We start from the raw sequence: 18,269 nt of genomic DNA on the forward strand, positions 1-18,269 counted from the left end.
ATAATATTACTTTCAACAAAATCAAAACTGATTCCTGCCTCGTTTTTCTTTTTACCCATAAGCGCAGAAATCTAAAAGTTTACTTTCTGCATCTGTCTTGCTAACCTAAAACTATGAGAGACAGAAAGGGGTATGGCCATGAACAGGCGATTGCAGAAACTGGCAGAGTGGATGAAAGAAAACGAGGTTCACGCAAGTTTACTAACGTCCCCGGAAAATGTTTTTTATTTGAGCGGGTTTAACTGCGAACCTCACGAACGGGTGCTGGCACTCGCGGTTTTTCAGGACGAAGAACCATTCCTCGTTTGTCCCGCAATGGAAACGGAGGAGGCAAAGCGCTCTGGCTGGGAAGGCGAAATCATCGGCTACAGCGATATTGACCGCCCGTGGGAAATGGTTCAAAACGCGATTGGCGCGCGGAAACTGGCTGTTCGCAAAGCGGCGATTGAAAAGGAGCATATGAACGTAGAACGCTTTGAGATTTTGTCACAAATGTTTCCTAAAGCGAAATTCATTTCAGCTGAAGAAAAAATGAGAGTCCTGCGGATGATCAAGGATGAAAAAGAATTGGGCAAAATTCGCGAAGCATGCGAGCTGGCCGATTTCGCCATCGAAACAGGTGTGCAGGAAATTAAAGAAGGCAAAACCGAGCTTGAGATTCTTGCAGCCGTCGAATATGCCCTTAAGAAAAAAGGCGTGACAAAGATGTCATTCGCGACGACCGTGTTGACAGGTGCGAATGCAACGTCACCGCATGGAACTCCGGGAATGGCAAAAGTGAAAAAAGGAGATTTCGTCCTTTTTGACCTTGGAGTAGTCGTCGACGGCTATTGTTCCGATATCACGAGAACCGTCGCCTTTGGAGAGATCAGCGAAAAACAGCAGAAAATATATGAGACCGTGCTTCGCGCCCAGTTGGCAGCAGTTGCCGCCAGCAAACCGGGTGCGACCGCTTCACAGATTGATTTGGCAGCCCGATCGATGATTGCCGATGCTGGTTACGGACAGTTTTTCCCGCACCGGCTTGGCCATGGCCTCGGAATAAGCGTCCATGAATACCCATCCTTAACCGAAACGAATCCGCTTCTTCTTGAAGAAGGAATGGTCTTCACGATTGAACCGGGGATTTATGTTCCTGGTGTTGCCGGAGTCAGAATTGAGGATGACGCCGTGATCACTGCAGATGGAGCCGAAATCTTGACAAAGTTCCCGAAGGAGCTGCAGATCGTCAAATAAACAGGCGGCATTCGATTGATTGCTGCTGTAATAAAGAAAAACCCGGGCTTGTCCGGGTTTTTCTTTTTTTCATCGGCATATACTTTTTAAAGTTGCTCAAGCAGTGTTTTTGTATTTGAATATTCAAGGTTATGTGCTTCAGCCACAGCCTGATACGTTACATAGCCAGCGAGCGTATTGATCCCTTTCAGCAAGGCCCCATTATCAAGGCACGCTTGTTTGTACCCTTTATTTGCGATTTGGATCGCATACGGTACGGTCACATTCGTCAGCGCAATGGTCGAAGTGCGCGGCACCGCCCCCGGCATATTGGCGACAGCGTAGTGAACAACACCATGCTTTTCATAAGTAGGATTGTCATGAGTTGTAATTCTGTCAGTTGTTTCAAAAATCCCGCCCTGGTCAATCGCAATGTCAACAACCACTGCACCAGGCTTCATCGATTGGATCATTTCCTCTGAAACGAGCTTTGGCGCCTTTGCCCCTGGAATTAATACCGCACCGATCACGAGATCCGAATCTTTGACCGCTTCCGCAATATTGTAAGGGTTGGACATGAGGGTTGTGACATCTGTTCCGAAAATATCGTCCAATTGGCGCAGACGCTCCGGATTCAAATCGATCATCGTCACCTTTGCCCCGAGGCCAATCGCCATTTTCGCAGCATTTGTCCCGGCAACGCCCCCTCCGATAATCGTCACCTTGCCTCTTTGCACACCGGGAACGCCGGAAAGAAGAATCCCCATTCCGCCATTTACTTTTTCTAAAAATTGCGCGCCAATCTGCGGTGCCATTCTTCCGGCAACCTCGCTCATCGGCGTCAATAAAGGAAGCGCCCCATTTGGAAGCTGCACGGTTTCATAAGCGAGCCCGATTACTTTATTTTCGATCAGCGCTTTTGTCAGCTCCGGTTCAGGTGCCAAATGCAAATATGTAAATAAAATTAATCCTTCACGAAAATAACGGTACTCACTCGGCAGCGGTTCTTTCACCTTCATGACCATATCCATCGACCATGCTTCCTCGGCTGTATTCACAATCTTTGCTCCGGCAGCAACGTAATCCTCATCAGTGAAACCTGAGCCTGCACCGGCATTTTTTTCAATATATACTTCATGGCCAAAATTAATGAGATTAACTGTTCCTGCTGGTGTCATCGCCACGCGGTTTTCATTGTTTTTGAGTTCTGCTGGCACTCCGATTCGCATTATTCAAACCTCCCATAATATCTTCAGACCGAAAAGATTATCTAAGCAGTTACTAATATAACACCTTTTTATAAGAAAGAGGAAGAAAAATTTCCCTCTAATGATCAGACTTTTTGGAAATTCCGCATCTTGAACTGACCCCGGCGAACAGGTCGGAACCCGCTTGTTCAGCAAAAAAACCGCTTGTCCCCAATATTGTTCGTTTTTTTGCTACAGATATTCACAGCGAAAATATTGTATAATTAAGGCAAAGGAGGAGAGGACAATGAAACTGGCGTATAAAAATATTTTAGTAGCCGTTGACGGTTCCAAAGAAGCGGAATGGGCTTTTAAAAAATCGATTGAGATTGCCAAAAGAAACAATGCTTCCCTCATTTTAGCTCATATCATTGATACAAGAACCTTCGCCACTGTAGAAGCGTATGATCGGGCAATCGCGGAAAGGGCACAGCTTTTTGCCGAAGAGCTTTTGAAAAATTACCAGCAGCGGGCTTTGGATGCCGGAGTCACAGATGTAAAATACGAAATAGATTATGGTTCACCGAAGGTTAAAATTCCGAAAGATGTTGCCAAAAAGCATCAGGCCGACTTAATTATTTGCGGTGCAACCGGGTTAAATGCGGTTGAACGCTTCCTGATCGGCAGTGTTTCAGAGCATATTACCCGCTATGCAGCTTGTGATGTCCTTGTTGTTCGAACCGAAAAAGGTCTGGATTAAATACTAGTGTAATATTATCATTTTTACCTTAATGTCAGCAGATAAAACCAAAAGCACGCAGCCACTAGCGGCACGCGTGCTCTTTTATTTCCAAAATCAGCTTTGCTTTTTCAATCGCTTTTTGCACCTGTTCAAATCCTGTCCCGCCGGCGCTGTTGCGACGCTTGACGGCCGTGTATGGATCAAGGGCGCTATAAATATCTTCTTCAAATAGTTGGTTTGCTTCTTTGAACGTTTCGAGCGGCAAATCGGCAAGGAAGCAGCCTTTTTCAACACAGGCAAGAACCAATTTTCCAACCACCTCATGTGCCTCCCGGAATGGCAGACCTTTATCCGCCAAATAATCGGCAAGCTCGGTTGCATTGGAAAAATCATTTTTTACGGATTTTTCCATCACTTCGGTATTGACCTTCAGCGTCTTCATCATGCCGGCAAATATCTTTAATGAACCGGTAACCGTCGTCACCGTGTCAAACATTCCTTCTTTGTCTTCCTGCATATCCTTATTATAAGCGAGCGGCAGCCCTTTTAAGACCGTCAACAGCCCGATTAGGTTTCCATATACCCGGCCAGTTTTCCCGCGTACCAACTCTGCCATGTCAGGATTTTTCTTTTGCGGCATAATACTGCTTCCTGTGGCAAATGCGTCGTCCAATTCGATAAACTTGAATTCCTGGCTCGCCCAAAAAATAATTTCTTCGCTTAATCGGGACAAATGCATCATTAAAATGGAGCTTGTTGATAAAAATTCAACGATAAAATCGCGGTCGCTGACGGCATCAAGGCTGTTTTCATAAATTGCGTCGAAACCGAGCAGCTCGGCACTGTAATAGCGGTCGATCGGAAAAGTCGTGCCTGCCAGTGCACCGGCTCCGAGCGGCGATATATTAATCCTTTTTAAGCTTTCCTCATAGCGCTGTTTATCCCGTTCAAGCATCCAAAAATACGCCATTAAATGGTGCCCGAAAGAAATCGGCTGGGCCCTTTGCAGGTGTGTGTAGCCCGGCATAATTGTTTCAACATGCGCCTCGGCTTTTTCGACGAGCTCCTTCTGCATTTCGATAATTAATTCAATGACCACTTCCGTTTGCGTGCGCAAAAATAAGTGCATATCGGTGGCAACCTGGTCATTGCGGCTTCTGGCCGTATGAAGTTTGCCTCCGACGGCGCCAATTTCCTCCGTGAGCAGGCTTTCGAGATTTAAATGAATATCCTCCAATTTCACTGAGAAAGGAAGCTCGTTTTTGCCGGCCTTTTCCTTTAAGTTTAGCAGCCCCTTTTTAATGAGCCCGCCTTCCTGTTCGGTTAAAATTCCGCATTTCGAAAGCATCTCTGCATGCGCAATGCTTCCGTCTATATCTTCGTTTACGAGCTGATGGTCGAAAGAGATCGATGCGCCAAACTCATCGACCCACTCCTCGGCACTTTTTGTAAATCTTCCGCCCCACAGTTTTTTCACACAGTCACCTTCTTGTTTTGCACAATGCTTTGTACTTTTGTTGGCAAGCCCCATAGCTTGATAAACCCTACGGCCGCTGTATGGTCAAACTCGTCCTCCGCCGTATAGGTAGCCAGCTTCTCATCGTAGAGCGAATAAGGAGATTTTCTGCCTTCAACAATCGCATGTCCTTTGAAAAGCTTGACACGGACAGTCCCGGTAACATGCTCCTGGGTTTCTTTCAAAAACGCTTCAAGGGCACCTTTTAAAGGAGAGAACCAGAGACCCTCATACACGAGCTCAGTCATTTTTTTCTCAATCACCGGTTTGAAATGGGCAACTTCCTTCACAAGTGTCAAGTCTTCCAGCTCTTTATGCGCTTTAATTAATGTAATCGCAGCGGGACATTCATACACTTCCCTCGATTTGATGCCGACCAGACGATTTTCAACATGATCGATTCTGCCGACCCCGTGCTTTCCGGCCAGCTTATTTAATTGTAAAATAAGTTCGGATAATGAGTAGTGCTTTCCGTTCAGTGATACAGGAACTCCCTTATCAAAGCCGATTTCCACTACGTCAGCTGTATCGGGCGCATCTTCAAGACTTGCTGTCAGCTCGTAAGCCTCCTCCGGCGGAGCCGCCCACGGATCTTCCAAAATGCCGCATTCATTGCTTCTGCCCCAGAGGTTCTGGTCGATCGAGAATGGGCTGTCCAAGTCGATCGGAATCGGAATTCCTTTTTCTTTTGCATATTCAATTTCTTCTTCCCTCGACCAGCTCCACTCGCGGACTGGAGCCAATACTTTCAACTCCGGGTTCAACGCCTGAATCGCAACTTCAAACCTGACCTGGTCATTTCCTTTTCCTGTGCAGCCATGGGCAACTGCGACCGCACCTTCCTGCTCGGCAATTTCCACGAGCTTCGCGGCAATCAAAGGACGCGATAAAGCTGAGACGAGCGGATATTTTCCTTCATATAAGGCATGAGCCTGCAAGGCGATCAGAGCATATTCCTTTGCAAATTCTTCTTTTGCATCAATCACGTATGACTGAACCGCACCAACCTGAAGCGCTTTTTGCTGGATAAATTCCAAATCCTTGCCTTCACCGACATCAAGGCAGCAGGCAACTACCGAATATCCCTGGTCCCCCAGCCACTTTATTGCGACAGATGTATCCAGGCCACCTGAATATGCAAGTACTACTTTTTGATTTGTCATAGAAGTTCCTCCTCTAAATCAACGAATAAATATTCATTTAAATATATTTTTATTCAATCATCTGTTTTTCACTTTACCAAGTTTTCGGTTACTTTTCAATACTTATTCATCAATTTGTATAAAAATGATTTTAATTGATATGGAAGACAGCAGGGGATTGTTGTAGAATGATAGCAATAACACTTCATGGAGGCTTTAAAATGGATGATTTCTTTTCATTTAATCAAAGGCTGGGCATCCCCATACCCGATGCTCATAAAAGCTGGAACACGTACAGTGAAGAAGAGCAACAATCAATTTTGCTGATATGGGAAAAAGTCAGGGGAAAAATCCCTGATCGAATCTCCGATTTGGAGGGCATCATCAATATAAAACAAGCAGCACTTTCCGATGAAAGCGACTTTAAGCGCTCCTGCCAGCTCAACAATGAGATTGCCGACCTCGCGTCGATCATTAATGATTTATGGCTCTGGTACCGCACCAACCAGGATATCTCAGGCAAGGTTCATCAATAAGAAAAGCGCAAGCGCCTTGGTCAGACCCGACAAGCGCTGGAGGGCCTGACAGTGAAGTCGCTTTTTGACTTCATTGGCAGGACCGAAGCGACTCGAGGGGCTAGGCGCTGGAGCTGGACATCGAAACGCCCAACTATATTTAGAAACGTTTATACTTTCCTATAGCTCTAAAAAGACCTCTTCACTCTGAAGAGGCCTTTTATCCATTCAAGCTATTTTAAATCCTTCCTAAGCTCTCTGACGACGTGCCCGAGTTCAGGCAAAATCAGCTTGTTCATCGCGAGCTTTACGGCGCCCGGGGATCCGGGCGTTGAAAAAACCGCCGTATCCCCGATCACTCCGGCAATCGCTCTTGAAAGAATCGCGGCTGATCCGATATCCTCCTGGTAGCTGAGCATTCGAAACAGCTCGCCAAATCCCGTTATTTCTTTATCAAACAGCGCGCGAACCGTTTCAATCGTGACGTCCCGCTTCGCGATGCCAGTACCGCCATTTGTAATGACGACATCAACGGCGGTATTCCCGGCGCCTTTTAAAACTTCCGCACGAATCGGCTCCGCTTCATCTTTTACAATGGCGTAATCCACTATTGAATGACCGGACTCCTCAAGCAAATCGATGATTAACCGGCCGCTTTTATCCGTTTGTTCATCTCTTGTATCGCTGACGGTTATCACCATGCAGCGAACCTGCTTCGGCGCTTCCTTCTTATGTTCAGCTGTGCTCATCGGCCCGCTCCTTTTCCAAAAAATAACGCATTTGATAATACTGGTGGGCGAACTCTGTCACCTTTCTCGTCAGCTGATAGTTTACTCCGGCCCCAATCGCCATGCTGATCAGCGGCATTCCCTGAACAGAACGCTTTTTTAGCAACAAAATCGCAATTCCTTTAAAGACCTGCTTTAGCGGATGCTCAAGCCACGTCAAATCAGTCAAATCTTCTTTTCCGTCATAAAAGTAAAACCCTTCGCTGCCTTCAAGCTCGTTCATTAATTCGGTCCAGGCCTGTCCCTGCATGCGCGGCGGCAATGTTGCACCGTGGAAAACTTTTAATGAAGTCATCATTTCAAAAGGAGTGTTCACTTCAAAACCGTAAGTCATCGCAATCAGCTGGACAACCCTGAGATTTATCACAGCCATTGCGGGAATGTCCGATCCAAGCAGCAATGCACCGCCTGTGCCGGATAAGCCACCCTGCGCAAACGAGTACAAGCGGTGCCTTGAAATTTGTTGATGGGCTATGTATTTAAGCTGGTCGATATCAAGCGAGCGGAGATCCTTCACTGCCTCAATGTCCGGATTAAACACCCTTCCGGCAGTAAGAATCCGTTCTTTTGCATCATGCTGGATTTGCGCACTTTGAATAACAGCATGAAGGTGGAAAAGCCAGTTATCAAGTGCAGAAAATATTTGCTTCTGGATCTGTTCCGGAAGCAGCGAAAATGATCGCTCCAAATATTTTTCATACGTCAATTCGAAATCATTCGGCTCATAACTGGCCAATCTGGTTTCCCAATCCCTTATTCCGTCAAGCGCCTTTTTTTCCCGATCTGATAAAGCCAACCGTATTACCTCCAGTCTTGCCGGCTATTTTTTAATCATTATAGCATAGAAAAACATCCCGTTTCCTTTTTGACGCGTACTGGGGTTTTTCAAACAAAAAAAGCAGCTTTATCCCGTGGCCGAGAATAAAGCTGCTTTTTATTATCCGCGAATTTCCCCTTTTTCGACAACGTCCCTGGCAATCATTACTTCTTCATTGGTCGGGATGACCATAACTTTAACAGGTGAGTGCGGGTAGTTAATAAACGCTTCTTCACCGCGGACTTTGTTTAAAGCCGGGTCCCAATAAACACCCATAAATTCCAGGCCTCTTAACACTCTTTCACGAATGGTATCGCTGTTTTCACCAATTCCAGCCGTGAAAATAATCGCGTCTACTCCGTACATGCGGGCTGCGTAAGATCCGATATATTTGTGGATTCGGTTTCCAAACACTTCAAGAGCAAGTTCAGCCCGTTCATTGCCTTCACCCGCCTGCGCTTCAATATCGCGAAGATCGCTCGAAAAACCGGATACGGCGAGCAGTCCGCTCTTCTTATTTAAAACATCAAGAACTTCTTCGGCGGTCATTCCTGTTTTCTCCATAATGAACGGAATCAGTGCCGGATCAATGTTGCCAGAACGGGTTCCCATTGTCACACCAGCCAATGGCGTAAATCCCATTGAAGTATCAATTGATTTTCCGCCCTCAATTGCCGCGATGCTGGCACCGTTCCCCAAGTGGCAGGAAATGAGGCGCAATTGTTCGATCGGACGACCAAGCATTTCAGCAGCCCTCTGCGATACATATTTATGCGAAGTGCCATGGAAGCCGTATTTACGAATTCCGTATTTTTCATAATATTCATAAGGAAGACTGTAAAGGAAAGAGCTCTCCGGCATTGTTTGATGGAAAGCCGTATCAAACACCGCCACGGCAGGCACGTTTGGAAGAACGCGCTGGAATGCCCGGATTCCCGTTACATTCGCCGGGTTATGAAGCGGGGCAAGGTCTGACAATGCTTCAATTTGCCGGATCACTTCCCCGGTAAGCAAAACAGAGTCATTGAAGGCTTCACCACCGTGCACAACGCGGTGCCCGACACCATCAATTTCTGATAATGAAGAAATGACCCCGAGGTTGGTCAGCTTATCAAGCAGCAATTTTACAGCTACTTCATGGTTTGGTATATCGGTAACTTCCTGAATTTTTTCTCCGTTTACCGTTATATTAAAAATTCCATCATTCAGGCCGATCCGTTCAATCAGACCCTTTGTAATCACTTCTTCACCAGGCATTTCAAACAATTGAAATTTTAGAGAAGAACTGCCTGCGTTTATTGCAATAACCTTTGACATGATTGCTACCGCTCCTTTTGTATAACACGATCATCAATAATATTCTTTGCTGGTACAACGTTATTTTGTACAACCGACACCGAATATATCTCTCAATTCCCCATTTAAGCACTGTCTATGACACTTTTCAAGACGCACGTGTGATTGTTACCGTTTTCAACACAAATTAAATATATTCTGATATTTTATCGAAAAAAACCGCTGCAATTTCTGCATGCGGTTTTACTTTTCCTCTTATTTGTTTTCGGCAAACCAGCGATTTATTTTTTGGAGGATGCGGTCTACTGCAGCTCCGTTTGATAAATCAGGCAAGTTAACAAGCAAAGCTTCTTTGGGAGGTTTGATATTTTCGCCTTTCTTTTGCAGGATTAAAATACTTTTTGCACCCGCCTCGTTTTTAAAAAGGTTTAAAGGAAGCTGGATAAAGTTTTGTATAATCAAATTCTCTTTTACAAAAGCATGCAAATTTCCGGCTTGTTCACTTTCAAACAGGCCATTCGGGATGATCAAAAACAGATAGCCGCCCGGTTTTAAATAACGGGTGCTCTGTTCGATAAACAAATGGTGGGCATATGTATGCCCGGATTCAGCCCGAATCTCAAACTCGGCGGCCCGGACATCATTTGGATAAAAGCCGACAGGCAAATCGCAAACGACAGCGTCAACAGGATCAACAAAGAGCGGCTCCAGGCTATCCTGATTAAATAACTGAATTGGATGTGATTGCAAATTGGCATTGACATAAGCCAGCTTTACCAGCAAATCGTCGATGTCGACCCCGACGGCCTCAACCTTTTTATTATCCTGGTAATTGATGACCGTCGTTAATAGATTGCCCGTGCCGACTGCAGGATCGAGCAGCCGAAAAGCATTCTTCTCTACAAACTTATTGACCAGATAGCCAACAAGCATCCCAACTGTATCGGGAGTCATCTGGTGGTTTGGCTGGACATACTCTTTCATTCCTTTTAAAATCGCGAGCTGAAACGCTTTACGGTATTCTTCGTTTGAAAAACTTTTTGCCGCAACCGAATTATAGTTTTTCTCAAGCCTTTTAGCGGTTACCTCACTCAACTCTTCCTGAATAATCGTCTTTTGAAAGATATTTTCCCCTGTTTCAGCCAGGGCTTCCAAATATGTACACTGCAGCTCTTCCTGCAGGATCGCAGCTGTTCCATCAAACACTGCAAATAATTCTTCTACTGGAGAAACCTCCACTTCACATACCTCCCGAGGTCTTTCTTCCACTATTGTAACGATCAAAGTGTTGATTCACAAGCAGGCAGGCCTGTTTGAAAATAAAACACCCCCGCTATCCATCAGCGGGGGCCACTCTTCATTATTTTGCTTGTTTCGCGGCTTCAACAGCTGCTTCGTAGTTTGGATGATTGGTTGCTTCGCTGACATACTCTGCGTATGTTACGGTATCGTTTGAATCAACGACGAATACCGCGCGGGCAAGCAAGCGAAGTTCTTTAATCGCAACTCCATATGCTTCGCCAAATGAAAGGTCGCGGTGGTCGGAAAGCGTTTGGACATTCTCAATTCCATTTGCTCCGCACCAGCGTTTTTGCGCGAACGGAAGATCGACACTCACCGTTAAAACCTTAACATTATCAAGTTTTGCTGCCTCTTCGTTAAAACGTCTTGTTTGCGCGTCACATACCCCTGTATCGATTGACGGCACAACGCTGATCAGCCGGACAGTACCTTTTGAATCATCAAGAGTCACCTCTGATAAATCATTGGCCAGCACGACAAAATTTGGTGCTTTGTCACCGACTTTCACTTCATTTCCCAATAAAGTAACCGGATTTCCCTTAAAAGTTATTGATGCCACTTAAACCATCCTCCTCAACATTTAATCTTGCAAAACGCCTCGTCTTGAAGTTATAAGCCGCTCCTCGCCGGCAATGAATTCCGGCATGCAAGCACGCTTATTTTCTCATTATGTACAGTGTAAATGATAGCTTTTAAGAGCATTTTTTGCAAAGAATTAAGCTTTCTTTTTAGAAAAAACAAGTAGACATATTTCTCTTATCATAAGAAAAAAGCTAACCCCAATTGTAAGAGTTAACTTCCGCCTTGCTGACAATCTTGATTCTGGTTTTGATTATTATTGTTGTTGTTCGATTGGTTTTGATTATTATTGTTGTTGTTCGATTGGTTTTGATTATTGTTGTTGTTCGATTGGTTTTGATTATTGTTACCCTGTTGCCCCCTGCGTGATTCATTTTTATTCGCAAACATTTGCTGGATTTTATCGACAGCCTGTGGAGCGAGCTCCAATATTTTTTCATAGATATGAGTGCTTTCATCCAGATGCAGCATTTTTACTCCACTGGAGCTGACGATTAAAAAAGCAATAGGTGTAATCGAAACACCGCCCCCGCTTCCGCCGCCGAACGGATGCTTGGATTGTCCCTGGCTCTGGCTGCTCTGACCTTGCCCCTGGTCTTGAGAGGAACTTGAGCCATCCAGCTTAAATTCACTGCCGCCTGCGGCGAAGCCAAAACCAACCTTTGAAACCGTTAAAATGACGCTCCCGTCCGGGGTTTCTACGGGATCCCCAATAATCGTATTGACATCAATCATTTCTTTTAAACTTTCCATGGCAGTTGTCATTAACCCTTGAATCGGATGCTCGGACACTTCTGCTTCCTCCCCATCTAAATGGATTTAGCCTTATTTTCAGAAAGAGCGGAAAAAGGTTTTTTCCTAAACCTGAGGCCTGCGCCCTTCCCAAATTTAATCATTTTCATTCCGGCAACCATAGCATGCCCGATTCTAAATTGAAGCATACATTTAAAGGATGTTTCAAAAACGACCTGCTGAAACGCGGGCGTTATCGACAACACCGGCATCATTTTAAGCTTCATATAATTGCTGAGTATCCCGATAATACTGCCTTTAAGCGCCCAGAACTCGCCCGTCAGTACCGCGGTCGATGCAGCATCACCAAGCCCGGCAACCGAATGCCATTCCAATTGTTTAATAGCGATTTGCTTCAAAAAATTTTTAAGAATACGATGTAAACTTCCAAAATGGTCAACCAGCTTTTTGACGTCCGTTAAACCAGTTTCCAAACGACCCGCAGAATCCTTGCCGTATTCTTGTTTCGGTGTTGTTTCATCATGCTCAATTTCATCGCTTAAAACAGCTGATCCGGAATCTTTATTGGCCGGGACATCAACTTTATATTTTATCAGGCCAAACCATGCTTTAAACTCGCACTGTAAATGGTTGTTACCGTTGTAATGATTGAAGTGTATAAAAACGGTTAATTTGCTCATGACAATGATGACCATAAGGATAATGACAGCAATCAGGATGATCAATCCAATCAGGACCCAATTCACGATGAAATCACAACCTTTCAGCCTATTATTATCGGCTGAAATTAAAAAAATAAACCTGCCATTCGTTATGGCAGGTTTACGTTTCTATCTTTCGTGAATTACCGTTGTGTCTGCAAAAAGATCGTGCAGCCCCTGTTTTTTCGGTAAAAAGGCGACAATCACATAGCCGACTACGATGGTTGATGAAATGAAGCGGCCAATCCATTCTCTAAACAGAACGGTTCCCCATGATAAACTGCTTCCATCCAAATCAACGACCTTTAGCCCAAACACCATCTTCCCGAGCGTTTGCCCGAAGAACTTCGTCATCAGCACAAAATAGGCATAGAAAGTAATCGCTGTTGCAATGGTGATTGGCGCGAAAATTCCCGCGTCGTGAAGGGGAATATCAAGCACCCTGAAAATCGGATTCATGATTAAGCGATCAATGCTTCCAACGACGATTAAATCTAAAAGATATGCCCAAAAGCGCATCCAGAAACCGGCAAAAGGCAGTTGAGGCGCCGGAGGAGCGCTGACCTCATAGCCCGGATCAGAAACTCGATCAGCATTTTCAGCTGGAAAAGTTTCGCCAGCCGCCAAGTTTTCCCGGGTTACGGATTCCTGTTGACCGGGATTTTTTTCTGAAGAATCGTTAACACTCATTGGTTTCCCTCCTTATTCAGCATATAAGTACATTAGACGCGGAGCATATGGCTGGGATAACAGCTTCATAATTCCCGCCATTTCCAGCTCTTCTCCCATAATTTTGTGCGCCCCCATACTGAATAACGAGCCAAAGCCGAGATTTTCGGTGTATTGGACAACCATCGCATCGCCTAAGTCATGATCTTTTTTCAATGCTTTAATGACATCCTCTAAATAACCGAAATCATCAATCAAGTTCAATTCCTTCGCCTGGCGTCCGTCATAAATGCGTCCGTCGGCAATTTGCCTTACCTGCTCCTCGGACAGTCCGCGGCCTTCAGCGATAACGTCCACAAAACCTTTATAAGAATTATCAATCATCGCCTGGAGGATCGCGCGTTCTTCTTCCGTCATCTCTCTCGTTGGGCTCATAATATCTTTAAATGGGCCGCTTTTGATTGTTTCAAAATCGACGCCATATTTTTCAGCCAGTCCGCTATAGTTTATGCCTTGCATAATAACCCCTAAAGAACCGGTCATTGTCTCCGGACTTGCATAAATTTTATCTGCAGGAGCTGAGATGTAGTAACCTCCTGAAGCCGCCATCGTTCCCATTGATACATATACCGGTTTTTTCGTTTCTTTCTGAATCTCGACAAGCTTATCATGGATTTCGGCACTTTCGACCACTCCGCCGCCGGGCGAGTTGACACGAATAATCATGGCGCTTACGGTATCATCATCCTTTACTTGCTCCAGTTTTTCCATAAAGGCACGGTGGTTATATCCAGGGGTTGCAAGCAGTGAAGATGCCTCGCCTGTATCCTGAATCACTCCATCCACGTTGAGGACAGCAATTTTATTAAACTCGTCGCCTTCCTCAACAACCTCTTCCAGGAATAAATCATCGGAAGTTTCAAATACCTCCGCAAATGTTGTTTCCCAATCATTCAATGCAAAAGCTGTTGCAAAATTAACAATCACTGAAACAAAAAATAATCCGGCAGCAATTCCAAGTGCTGCCCAGCGTTTACCGTTCATGCTGTCTCCCCCTTTTTGTGACTCCATTTTAATACGGACTTACTTTCAAAATGTTTCAAAAACATGGTAAACTAATGTCAACATCTAATATTTTAGCAAAATAGCAACATCTTTGGTTTAAAAATATGAACGTATTGCAAATTCATTTTTTTCAGAAAATGAATCACCTAAAAATCCTACTTTATGCTTGGAGGAATGAAAAATGCCTAATCGCCGCAACTTATATTTTTACCATAAGCGGGATATTGAAACTCTGGAAAAAGTAGCACCCCTGTACGAGCTCGCCAAAGAATACGGGTTTAATGTTGTTAAAGATTTCAACACCGCGAATATTATCGTCAGCATCGGCGGTGATGGTACATTTCTGCAGGCGGTCAGAAAAACAGGCTTTAAAGAGGATAGCTTGTATGCAGGCATTTCGACAACGGGCAGCTTAAGCCTCTACTGCGACTTTAATATTGATGACACCGCGAAAATGATTGAAGCAATGACCAATGAACAGATCGAGGTTCGCCGCTATCCGACCATTGATGTCACAGTCGATGACGAATCGACCTTCAGCTGCCTGAATGAGTTCAGCATCCGCTCGGCGATCATTAAAACCTTTGTTCTTGATGTCTTCATCGACCAGATCCATTTTGAAACCTTCCGCGGTGACGGCATGATTGTCGCAACGCCAACCGGAAGTACAGCCTATACAAAATCGGTTAATGGCTCAATTGTCGATCCGATGCTGCCGTGCTTCCAGGTAAGCGAGCTTGCATCATTAAACAACAACCGCTACCGGACGCTCGGATCTTCTTTTATATTGAGCGGAGACAGACAGCTTACCCTGAAAGTGGCCCAGGTCGGCAATGACTACCCGACAATGGGGATGGACAATGAAGCATTGAGCATCCAGCATGTCGAAAAAATTGATATTAAGTTAAGCGGCAAAGTCATCAAAACCGTTAAATTGAAGGACAATTCCTTCTGGGAAAAAGTGAAACGGACTTTTCTATAGAAAGCTGGACTAAATAATGTAACGAAAGAGAGCCCCGAAACGGACTCTCTTTCTCACATTTCAAGGCCTTTGCTTTTTTTCCATTTCAACTCAAGCGCTGTGACCGCTTTTGTGCGCGCGATTGAATAAATCGTTAACGCTGCCCAAATAAATGTAAAGGCGAGCAGGTGGCTTCTTGTAAAGTGTTCACCGTATACAAAGACGCCGAGAAGGAGTGTCAAGGTTGGCGCGATATATTGCAGGAATCCAAGCATTGATAACGGAATTCGCTGGGCTCCTTTTGCAAAAAACAACAACGGCAAGGCAGTAGCAACACCTGCACCAATCAGCAGCAGGTCCGTTGAGACGGAAACAGCGGCAAAAGCGTTGTTACCATTAAAGAAAAGTACGCCGATATAAATCGCGGCGATCGGAGTGACCATCAAAGTTTCAAGCGCCAGGCCAATTTCCGAATCGACTTTAATCAGCTTTTTCGCCAGTCCGTATAATCCAAATGAAACGGCAAGCGTCAAAGCAATCCACGGGAAGCTTCCATACGAAACCGTCAAAACGAGTACGCCAATCGCTGCAAACAGCACGGATAAATATTGCGCCGGAGAAAGCTTTTCTTTCAAAACGAGCATGCCGAGCAAAACGCTGACAAGCGGATTAATGTAGTAGCCAAGGCTGGCCTGGATCATTTGATCGGTATTAACGGCCCAAATATAAATAAGCCAGTTGATGCTGATTAACAACGAGGCACAAGCAAGCGCTGCCGCTTTTCGAATGTTCTTCAACTCTGTCAGCTGCTGCAAGAAGGCTTTCTGCTTTCTTAAGACAAACAGGACTGCAAGCATAAAAATAAACGACCAGACAATCCGGCTAGCCAGAATTTCATAGGCGCTCACATGGTGCAAAAACTTCCAATAGATCGGAAGCAATCCCCATAAAATATAAGAGAAGCCCGCGTAAATGACTCCTAATCGTTGTTCATCATGATTCATTTCTTTCGTTCCTCTATTCTTTCTAGTTTCGAAATATTTTTTATTATACAGGAAAACAGCTGAAAGTGGGCTAAAATTGCTTGGATAAAAATGAGAAAAGCCGGAGATTATGCCTCCGGCTTTTCCACGTTATAAACGATTTTCCCATCAATAACCGTCATCATGACCTTTATGCCGGCAATCTGATGCGGATCAATTTGAAATATATTTTCGGAAAGAACAGTGAAATCGGCGGTGTACCCTTCCTTAATAAGACCGCGGTCATGCTCATGGCAAATCGCATAAGCACTTCCTTTCGTGAACAAACTGACAGCTTCATAAACCGATAACGCTTCTTCCGTCTTATATTCGATCTTTGCGGGATCATCGACGTTCGTCCTCGTTACGGCGGCATGGATGCCAAGCAGCGGATCAGCCGGTTCAATCGGCGCATCCGACCCTCCCGCGCAAGGAATGCCTGCGTCGAGCAGAGTTTTCCATGCATAGCAATATTGCATGTGTTCCTCACCAATTCGCTCGACTACCCAGGGAAAATCGGATGCTGTAAACCTTGGCTGGATATCGAGAATTAACGGGAGCTTTTTAGCGCGCCCGATTAAATCGTTCCGTAAAATCTGGGCATGGATCAGCCGGTCCCTTCCCCGGCTTTGCAAAGGGCTTTTCTCCAGTGCATTTAAAGCATACTCGAAGGCCAAATCGCCGATCGTATGAATCGCGACAGGCATCTCGTGTTCCCTGGCATTTTTGACAATATCGAGGAGCTGTTGTTCCGTAAAAATGGCGACGCCGCTCGTTTCGGGGTCATCGGCATACGGGTGGCTGAGCAAAGCTGTTCTTCCACCCAGCGCTCCGTCCGCAAATATTTTAATTGCGCCAAACTCAATCCATTGATTTCCGCCGAGAAAAGCGCCACCCGCTTTATAGAGATCGGCGGCGACTTCATGGTGGACGAGAAGATGGGCACGGAACCTCAGTCCTTCATCTTCAATGACATGTTTAAATGTTTCATATGTCTTTTGAAAACCGCCATAATAATTTAAATCCTCCGTATGGGCCCCGGTCAGGCCAAGACGCCAGGCGTTTTTGATCGCTGCCCGCAACGCTGTTTGCAAATATTCCTCATCAACATCTGGCAGAGCAGATAAAATTAGATCCTGGGCCTGGTCCTTCAGAAGTCCGGTCAATGTCCCCGAATCATTCTTCTCAATTACCCCGCCGGGAGGACAGATTGTTGCCTCGGTTATGTTCGCCTCCTTTAAAGCCAACGAATTAGCGACTAAAGCATGGCGGCAGACACGCTTGAGTAAAACGGGATGATTCGGAACAAGAGCATCCAGCTCCTCTCTGGAAATAACCTCAGGATTTTCCCACAGATTTTCATTCCAGCCTTCCCCGATGATCCATTTGCCCGCTGCGGTTCGATCCGCATAATCCTTGACAGCTTTAAATACAGCTTGCTTCGAGGTTTGCCTGGAAAGATCAAGTCTGATCAGCGTCTCGCCATGGCCGATCAGATGCATATGGCTGTCAACAAAGCCTGGCAACATGGTTTTTCCATGTAAATGATTGATCTCAGAAATGTCGTATTGATATTTTTCCAGCAGGCCCGCCACGGTTCCCGTTGCGATAATCGTGCCATTTTCCGTATAAACCGCTTCAACCTGCTCGCCTTCCGTCTCCATCGTATAAATCAGTCCACCATGCCAAAGCGTTCCCATCATTCATTTCCCCTTGCTGTTCCATTTGAAAATGCAGACGGAATACGCCTGCATTTTTTGAATAAAAAAGTATACCAAATATCACGAAAAAATAATCATGCAAATTGAAGATGCCGGTCACTGGCATGGACCTTCAATCTGGAATAGGACTTACCTCATTTTGTCATTATCTTGATGAAGGACGTTTCCCCGGCTAACTTACACAATTTGTCCTTCATCACCTGGATGAAGGACTCTTCCCCAGCTCACTTACCTCTTTTTGTCCTTCATCACCTGGATGAAGGACGTTTCCCCAGCTC

General features: G+C 45.2%; 18 protein-coding genes. 4 read left to right on the forward strand and 14 right to left on the reverse strand.

The window, feature by feature from the left end:
- Nucleotides 1-138 precede the first annotated feature (138 nt).
- The gene (locus CU633_RS09040; protein WP_101659594.1) at nucleotides 139-1,236 is read left to right on the forward strand and encodes a M24 family metallopeptidase; all 1,098 of its coding nucleotides are present in this window, start codon (nucleotides 139-141) and stop codon (nucleotides 1,234-1,236) included.
- An 86-nt stretch (nucleotides 1,237-1,322) separates the two neighbouring features.
- Here CU633_RS09040 and ald read toward each other — a convergent pair whose 3' ends face one another.
- A complete protein-coding gene (ald, locus tag CU633_RS09045; RefSeq protein ID WP_101659596.1) occupies nucleotides 1,323-2,444 on the reverse strand; it encodes an alanine dehydrogenase in 1,122 nt (373 codons plus the stop codon).
- A gap of 265 nt (nucleotides 2,445-2,709) precedes the next feature.
- Between ald and CU633_RS09050 the strand changes: the two genes are divergently transcribed.
- On the forward strand, nucleotides 2,710-3,162 hold the full coding sequence (locus tag CU633_RS09050) for a universal stress protein (protein ID WP_101659598.1): 453 nt from the start codon (nucleotides 2,710-2,712) through the stop codon (nucleotides 3,160-3,162).
- A gap of 64 nt (nucleotides 3,163-3,226) precedes the next feature.
- Here the strand turns inward: CU633_RS09050 and argH are convergent, their stop codons facing one another.
- A complete protein-coding gene (argH, locus tag CU633_RS09055; RefSeq protein WP_101659600.1) occupies nucleotides 3,227-4,621 on the reverse strand; it encodes an argininosuccinate lyase in 1,395 nt (464 codons plus the stop codon).
- The gene (locus tag CU633_RS09060; RefSeq protein WP_101659602.1) at nucleotides 4,618-5,823 is read right to left on the reverse strand and encodes an argininosuccinate synthase; all 1,206 of its coding nucleotides are present in this window, start codon (nucleotides 5,821-5,823) and stop codon (nucleotides 4,618-4,620) included. The genes argH and CU633_RS09060 overlap by 4 nt, the downstream gene beginning before the upstream one ends.
- A 200-nt stretch (nucleotides 5,824-6,023) precedes the next feature.
- Here CU633_RS09060 and CU633_RS09065 point away from each other — a divergent pair, with 200 nt between their 5' ends.
- The gene (locus CU633_RS09065; protein WP_101659605.1) at nucleotides 6,024-6,338 is read left to right on the forward strand and encodes a hypothetical protein; all 315 of its coding nucleotides are present in this window, start codon (nucleotides 6,024-6,026) and stop codon (nucleotides 6,336-6,338) included.
- 212 nt (nucleotides 6,339-6,550) lie between these two features.
- On the opposite strand, the gene CU633_RS09070 is transcribed toward CU633_RS09065, so the two are convergent.
- From CU633_RS09070 to sppA, 9 genes are all read right to left on the reverse strand, one after another.
- The gene (locus CU633_RS09070) at nucleotides 6,551-7,066 is read right to left on the reverse strand and encodes a MogA/MoaB family molybdenum cofactor biosynthesis protein (RefSeq protein ID WP_101659607.1); all 516 of its coding nucleotides are present in this window, start codon (nucleotides 7,064-7,066) and stop codon (nucleotides 6,551-6,553) included.
- On the reverse strand, nucleotides 7,053-7,901 hold the full coding sequence (locus CU633_RS09075) for an EcsC family protein (RefSeq protein WP_101659619.1): 849 nt from the start codon (nucleotides 7,899-7,901) through the stop codon (nucleotides 7,053-7,055). Before CU633_RS09075 ends, CU633_RS09070 begins: the two co-directional genes overlap by 14 nt.
- A 141-nt stretch (nucleotides 7,902-8,042) precedes the next feature.
- Nucleotides 8,043-9,239, reverse strand: a complete 1,197-nt coding sequence (locus CU633_RS09080) for an acetate kinase (RefSeq protein ID WP_101659621.1) — start codon at nucleotides 9,237-9,239, stop codon at nucleotides 8,043-8,045.
- Nucleotides 9,240-9,473: 234 nt separating this feature from the next.
- Nucleotides 9,474-10,457, reverse strand: a complete 984-nt coding sequence (locus CU633_RS09085; RefSeq protein ID WP_101659624.1) for a class I SAM-dependent methyltransferase — start codon at nucleotides 10,455-10,457, stop codon at nucleotides 9,474-9,476.
- 121 nt (nucleotides 10,458-10,578) lie between these two features.
- Nucleotides 10,579-11,079, reverse strand: coding sequence for a thiol peroxidase (gene tpx, locus CU633_RS09090; RefSeq protein ID WP_101659626.1), 501 nt, complete (start codon nucleotides 11,077-11,079; stop codon nucleotides 10,579-10,581).
- A gap of 233 nt (nucleotides 11,080-11,312) precedes the next feature.
- Nucleotides 11,313-11,891 carry a GerW family sporulation protein gene (gene ytfJ, locus CU633_RS09095; protein WP_101659628.1) on the reverse strand — a complete coding sequence of 193 codons (579 nt, stop codon included), beginning with the start codon at nucleotides 11,889-11,891 and terminating at the stop codon, nucleotides 11,313-11,315.
- A gap of 17 nt (nucleotides 11,892-11,908) precedes the next feature.
- Complete coding sequence (locus tag CU633_RS09100) at nucleotides 11,909-12,598, reverse strand: DUF2953 domain-containing protein (RefSeq protein WP_101659630.1); 690 nt, start codon at nucleotides 12,596-12,598, stop codon at nucleotides 11,909-11,911.
- Between the two features lie 84 nt (nucleotides 12,599-12,682).
- Nucleotides 12,683-13,243, reverse strand: a complete 561-nt coding sequence (locus tag CU633_RS09105) for an RDD family protein (RefSeq protein WP_101659633.1) — start codon at nucleotides 13,241-13,243, stop codon at nucleotides 12,683-12,685.
- A 12-nt stretch (nucleotides 13,244-13,255) separates the two neighbouring features.
- Nucleotides 13,256-14,266, reverse strand: coding sequence for a signal peptide peptidase SppA (gene sppA, locus CU633_RS09110; RefSeq protein WP_101659635.1), 1,011 nt, complete (start codon nucleotides 14,264-14,266; stop codon nucleotides 13,256-13,258).
- A 202-nt stretch (nucleotides 14,267-14,468) separates the two neighbouring features.
- Here sppA and CU633_RS09115 point away from each other — a divergent pair, with 202 nt between their 5' ends.
- Nucleotides 14,469-15,269, forward strand: coding sequence for an NAD kinase (locus CU633_RS09115; RefSeq protein WP_101659637.1), 801 nt, complete (start codon nucleotides 14,469-14,471; stop codon nucleotides 15,267-15,269).
- 53 nt (nucleotides 15,270-15,322) lie between these two features.
- Here the strand turns inward: CU633_RS09115 and rarD are convergent, their stop codons facing one another.
- Together rarD and CU633_RS09125 are read right to left on the reverse strand one after the other, a co-directional pair.
- Nucleotides 15,323-16,252 carry an EamA family transporter RarD gene (gene rarD / locus CU633_RS09120; RefSeq protein WP_101659638.1) on the reverse strand — a complete coding sequence of 310 codons (930 nt, stop codon included), beginning with the start codon at nucleotides 16,250-16,252 and terminating at the stop codon, nucleotides 15,323-15,325.
- 107 nt (nucleotides 16,253-16,359) lie between these two features.
- Entirely contained in the window at nucleotides 16,360-17,970 is a 1,611-nt protein-coding gene (locus CU633_RS09125) for an amidohydrolase (RefSeq protein ID WP_101659640.1), read from the reverse strand.
- Between the last annotated feature and the right edge of the window lie 299 nt (nucleotides 17,971-18,269).

It is taken from the genome of Bacillus sp. V3-13, assembly GCF_002860165.1.
In the GTDB taxonomy this organism is placed as follows: Bacteria; Bacillota; Bacilli; order Bacillales; family Cytobacillaceae; genus Bacillus_BJ.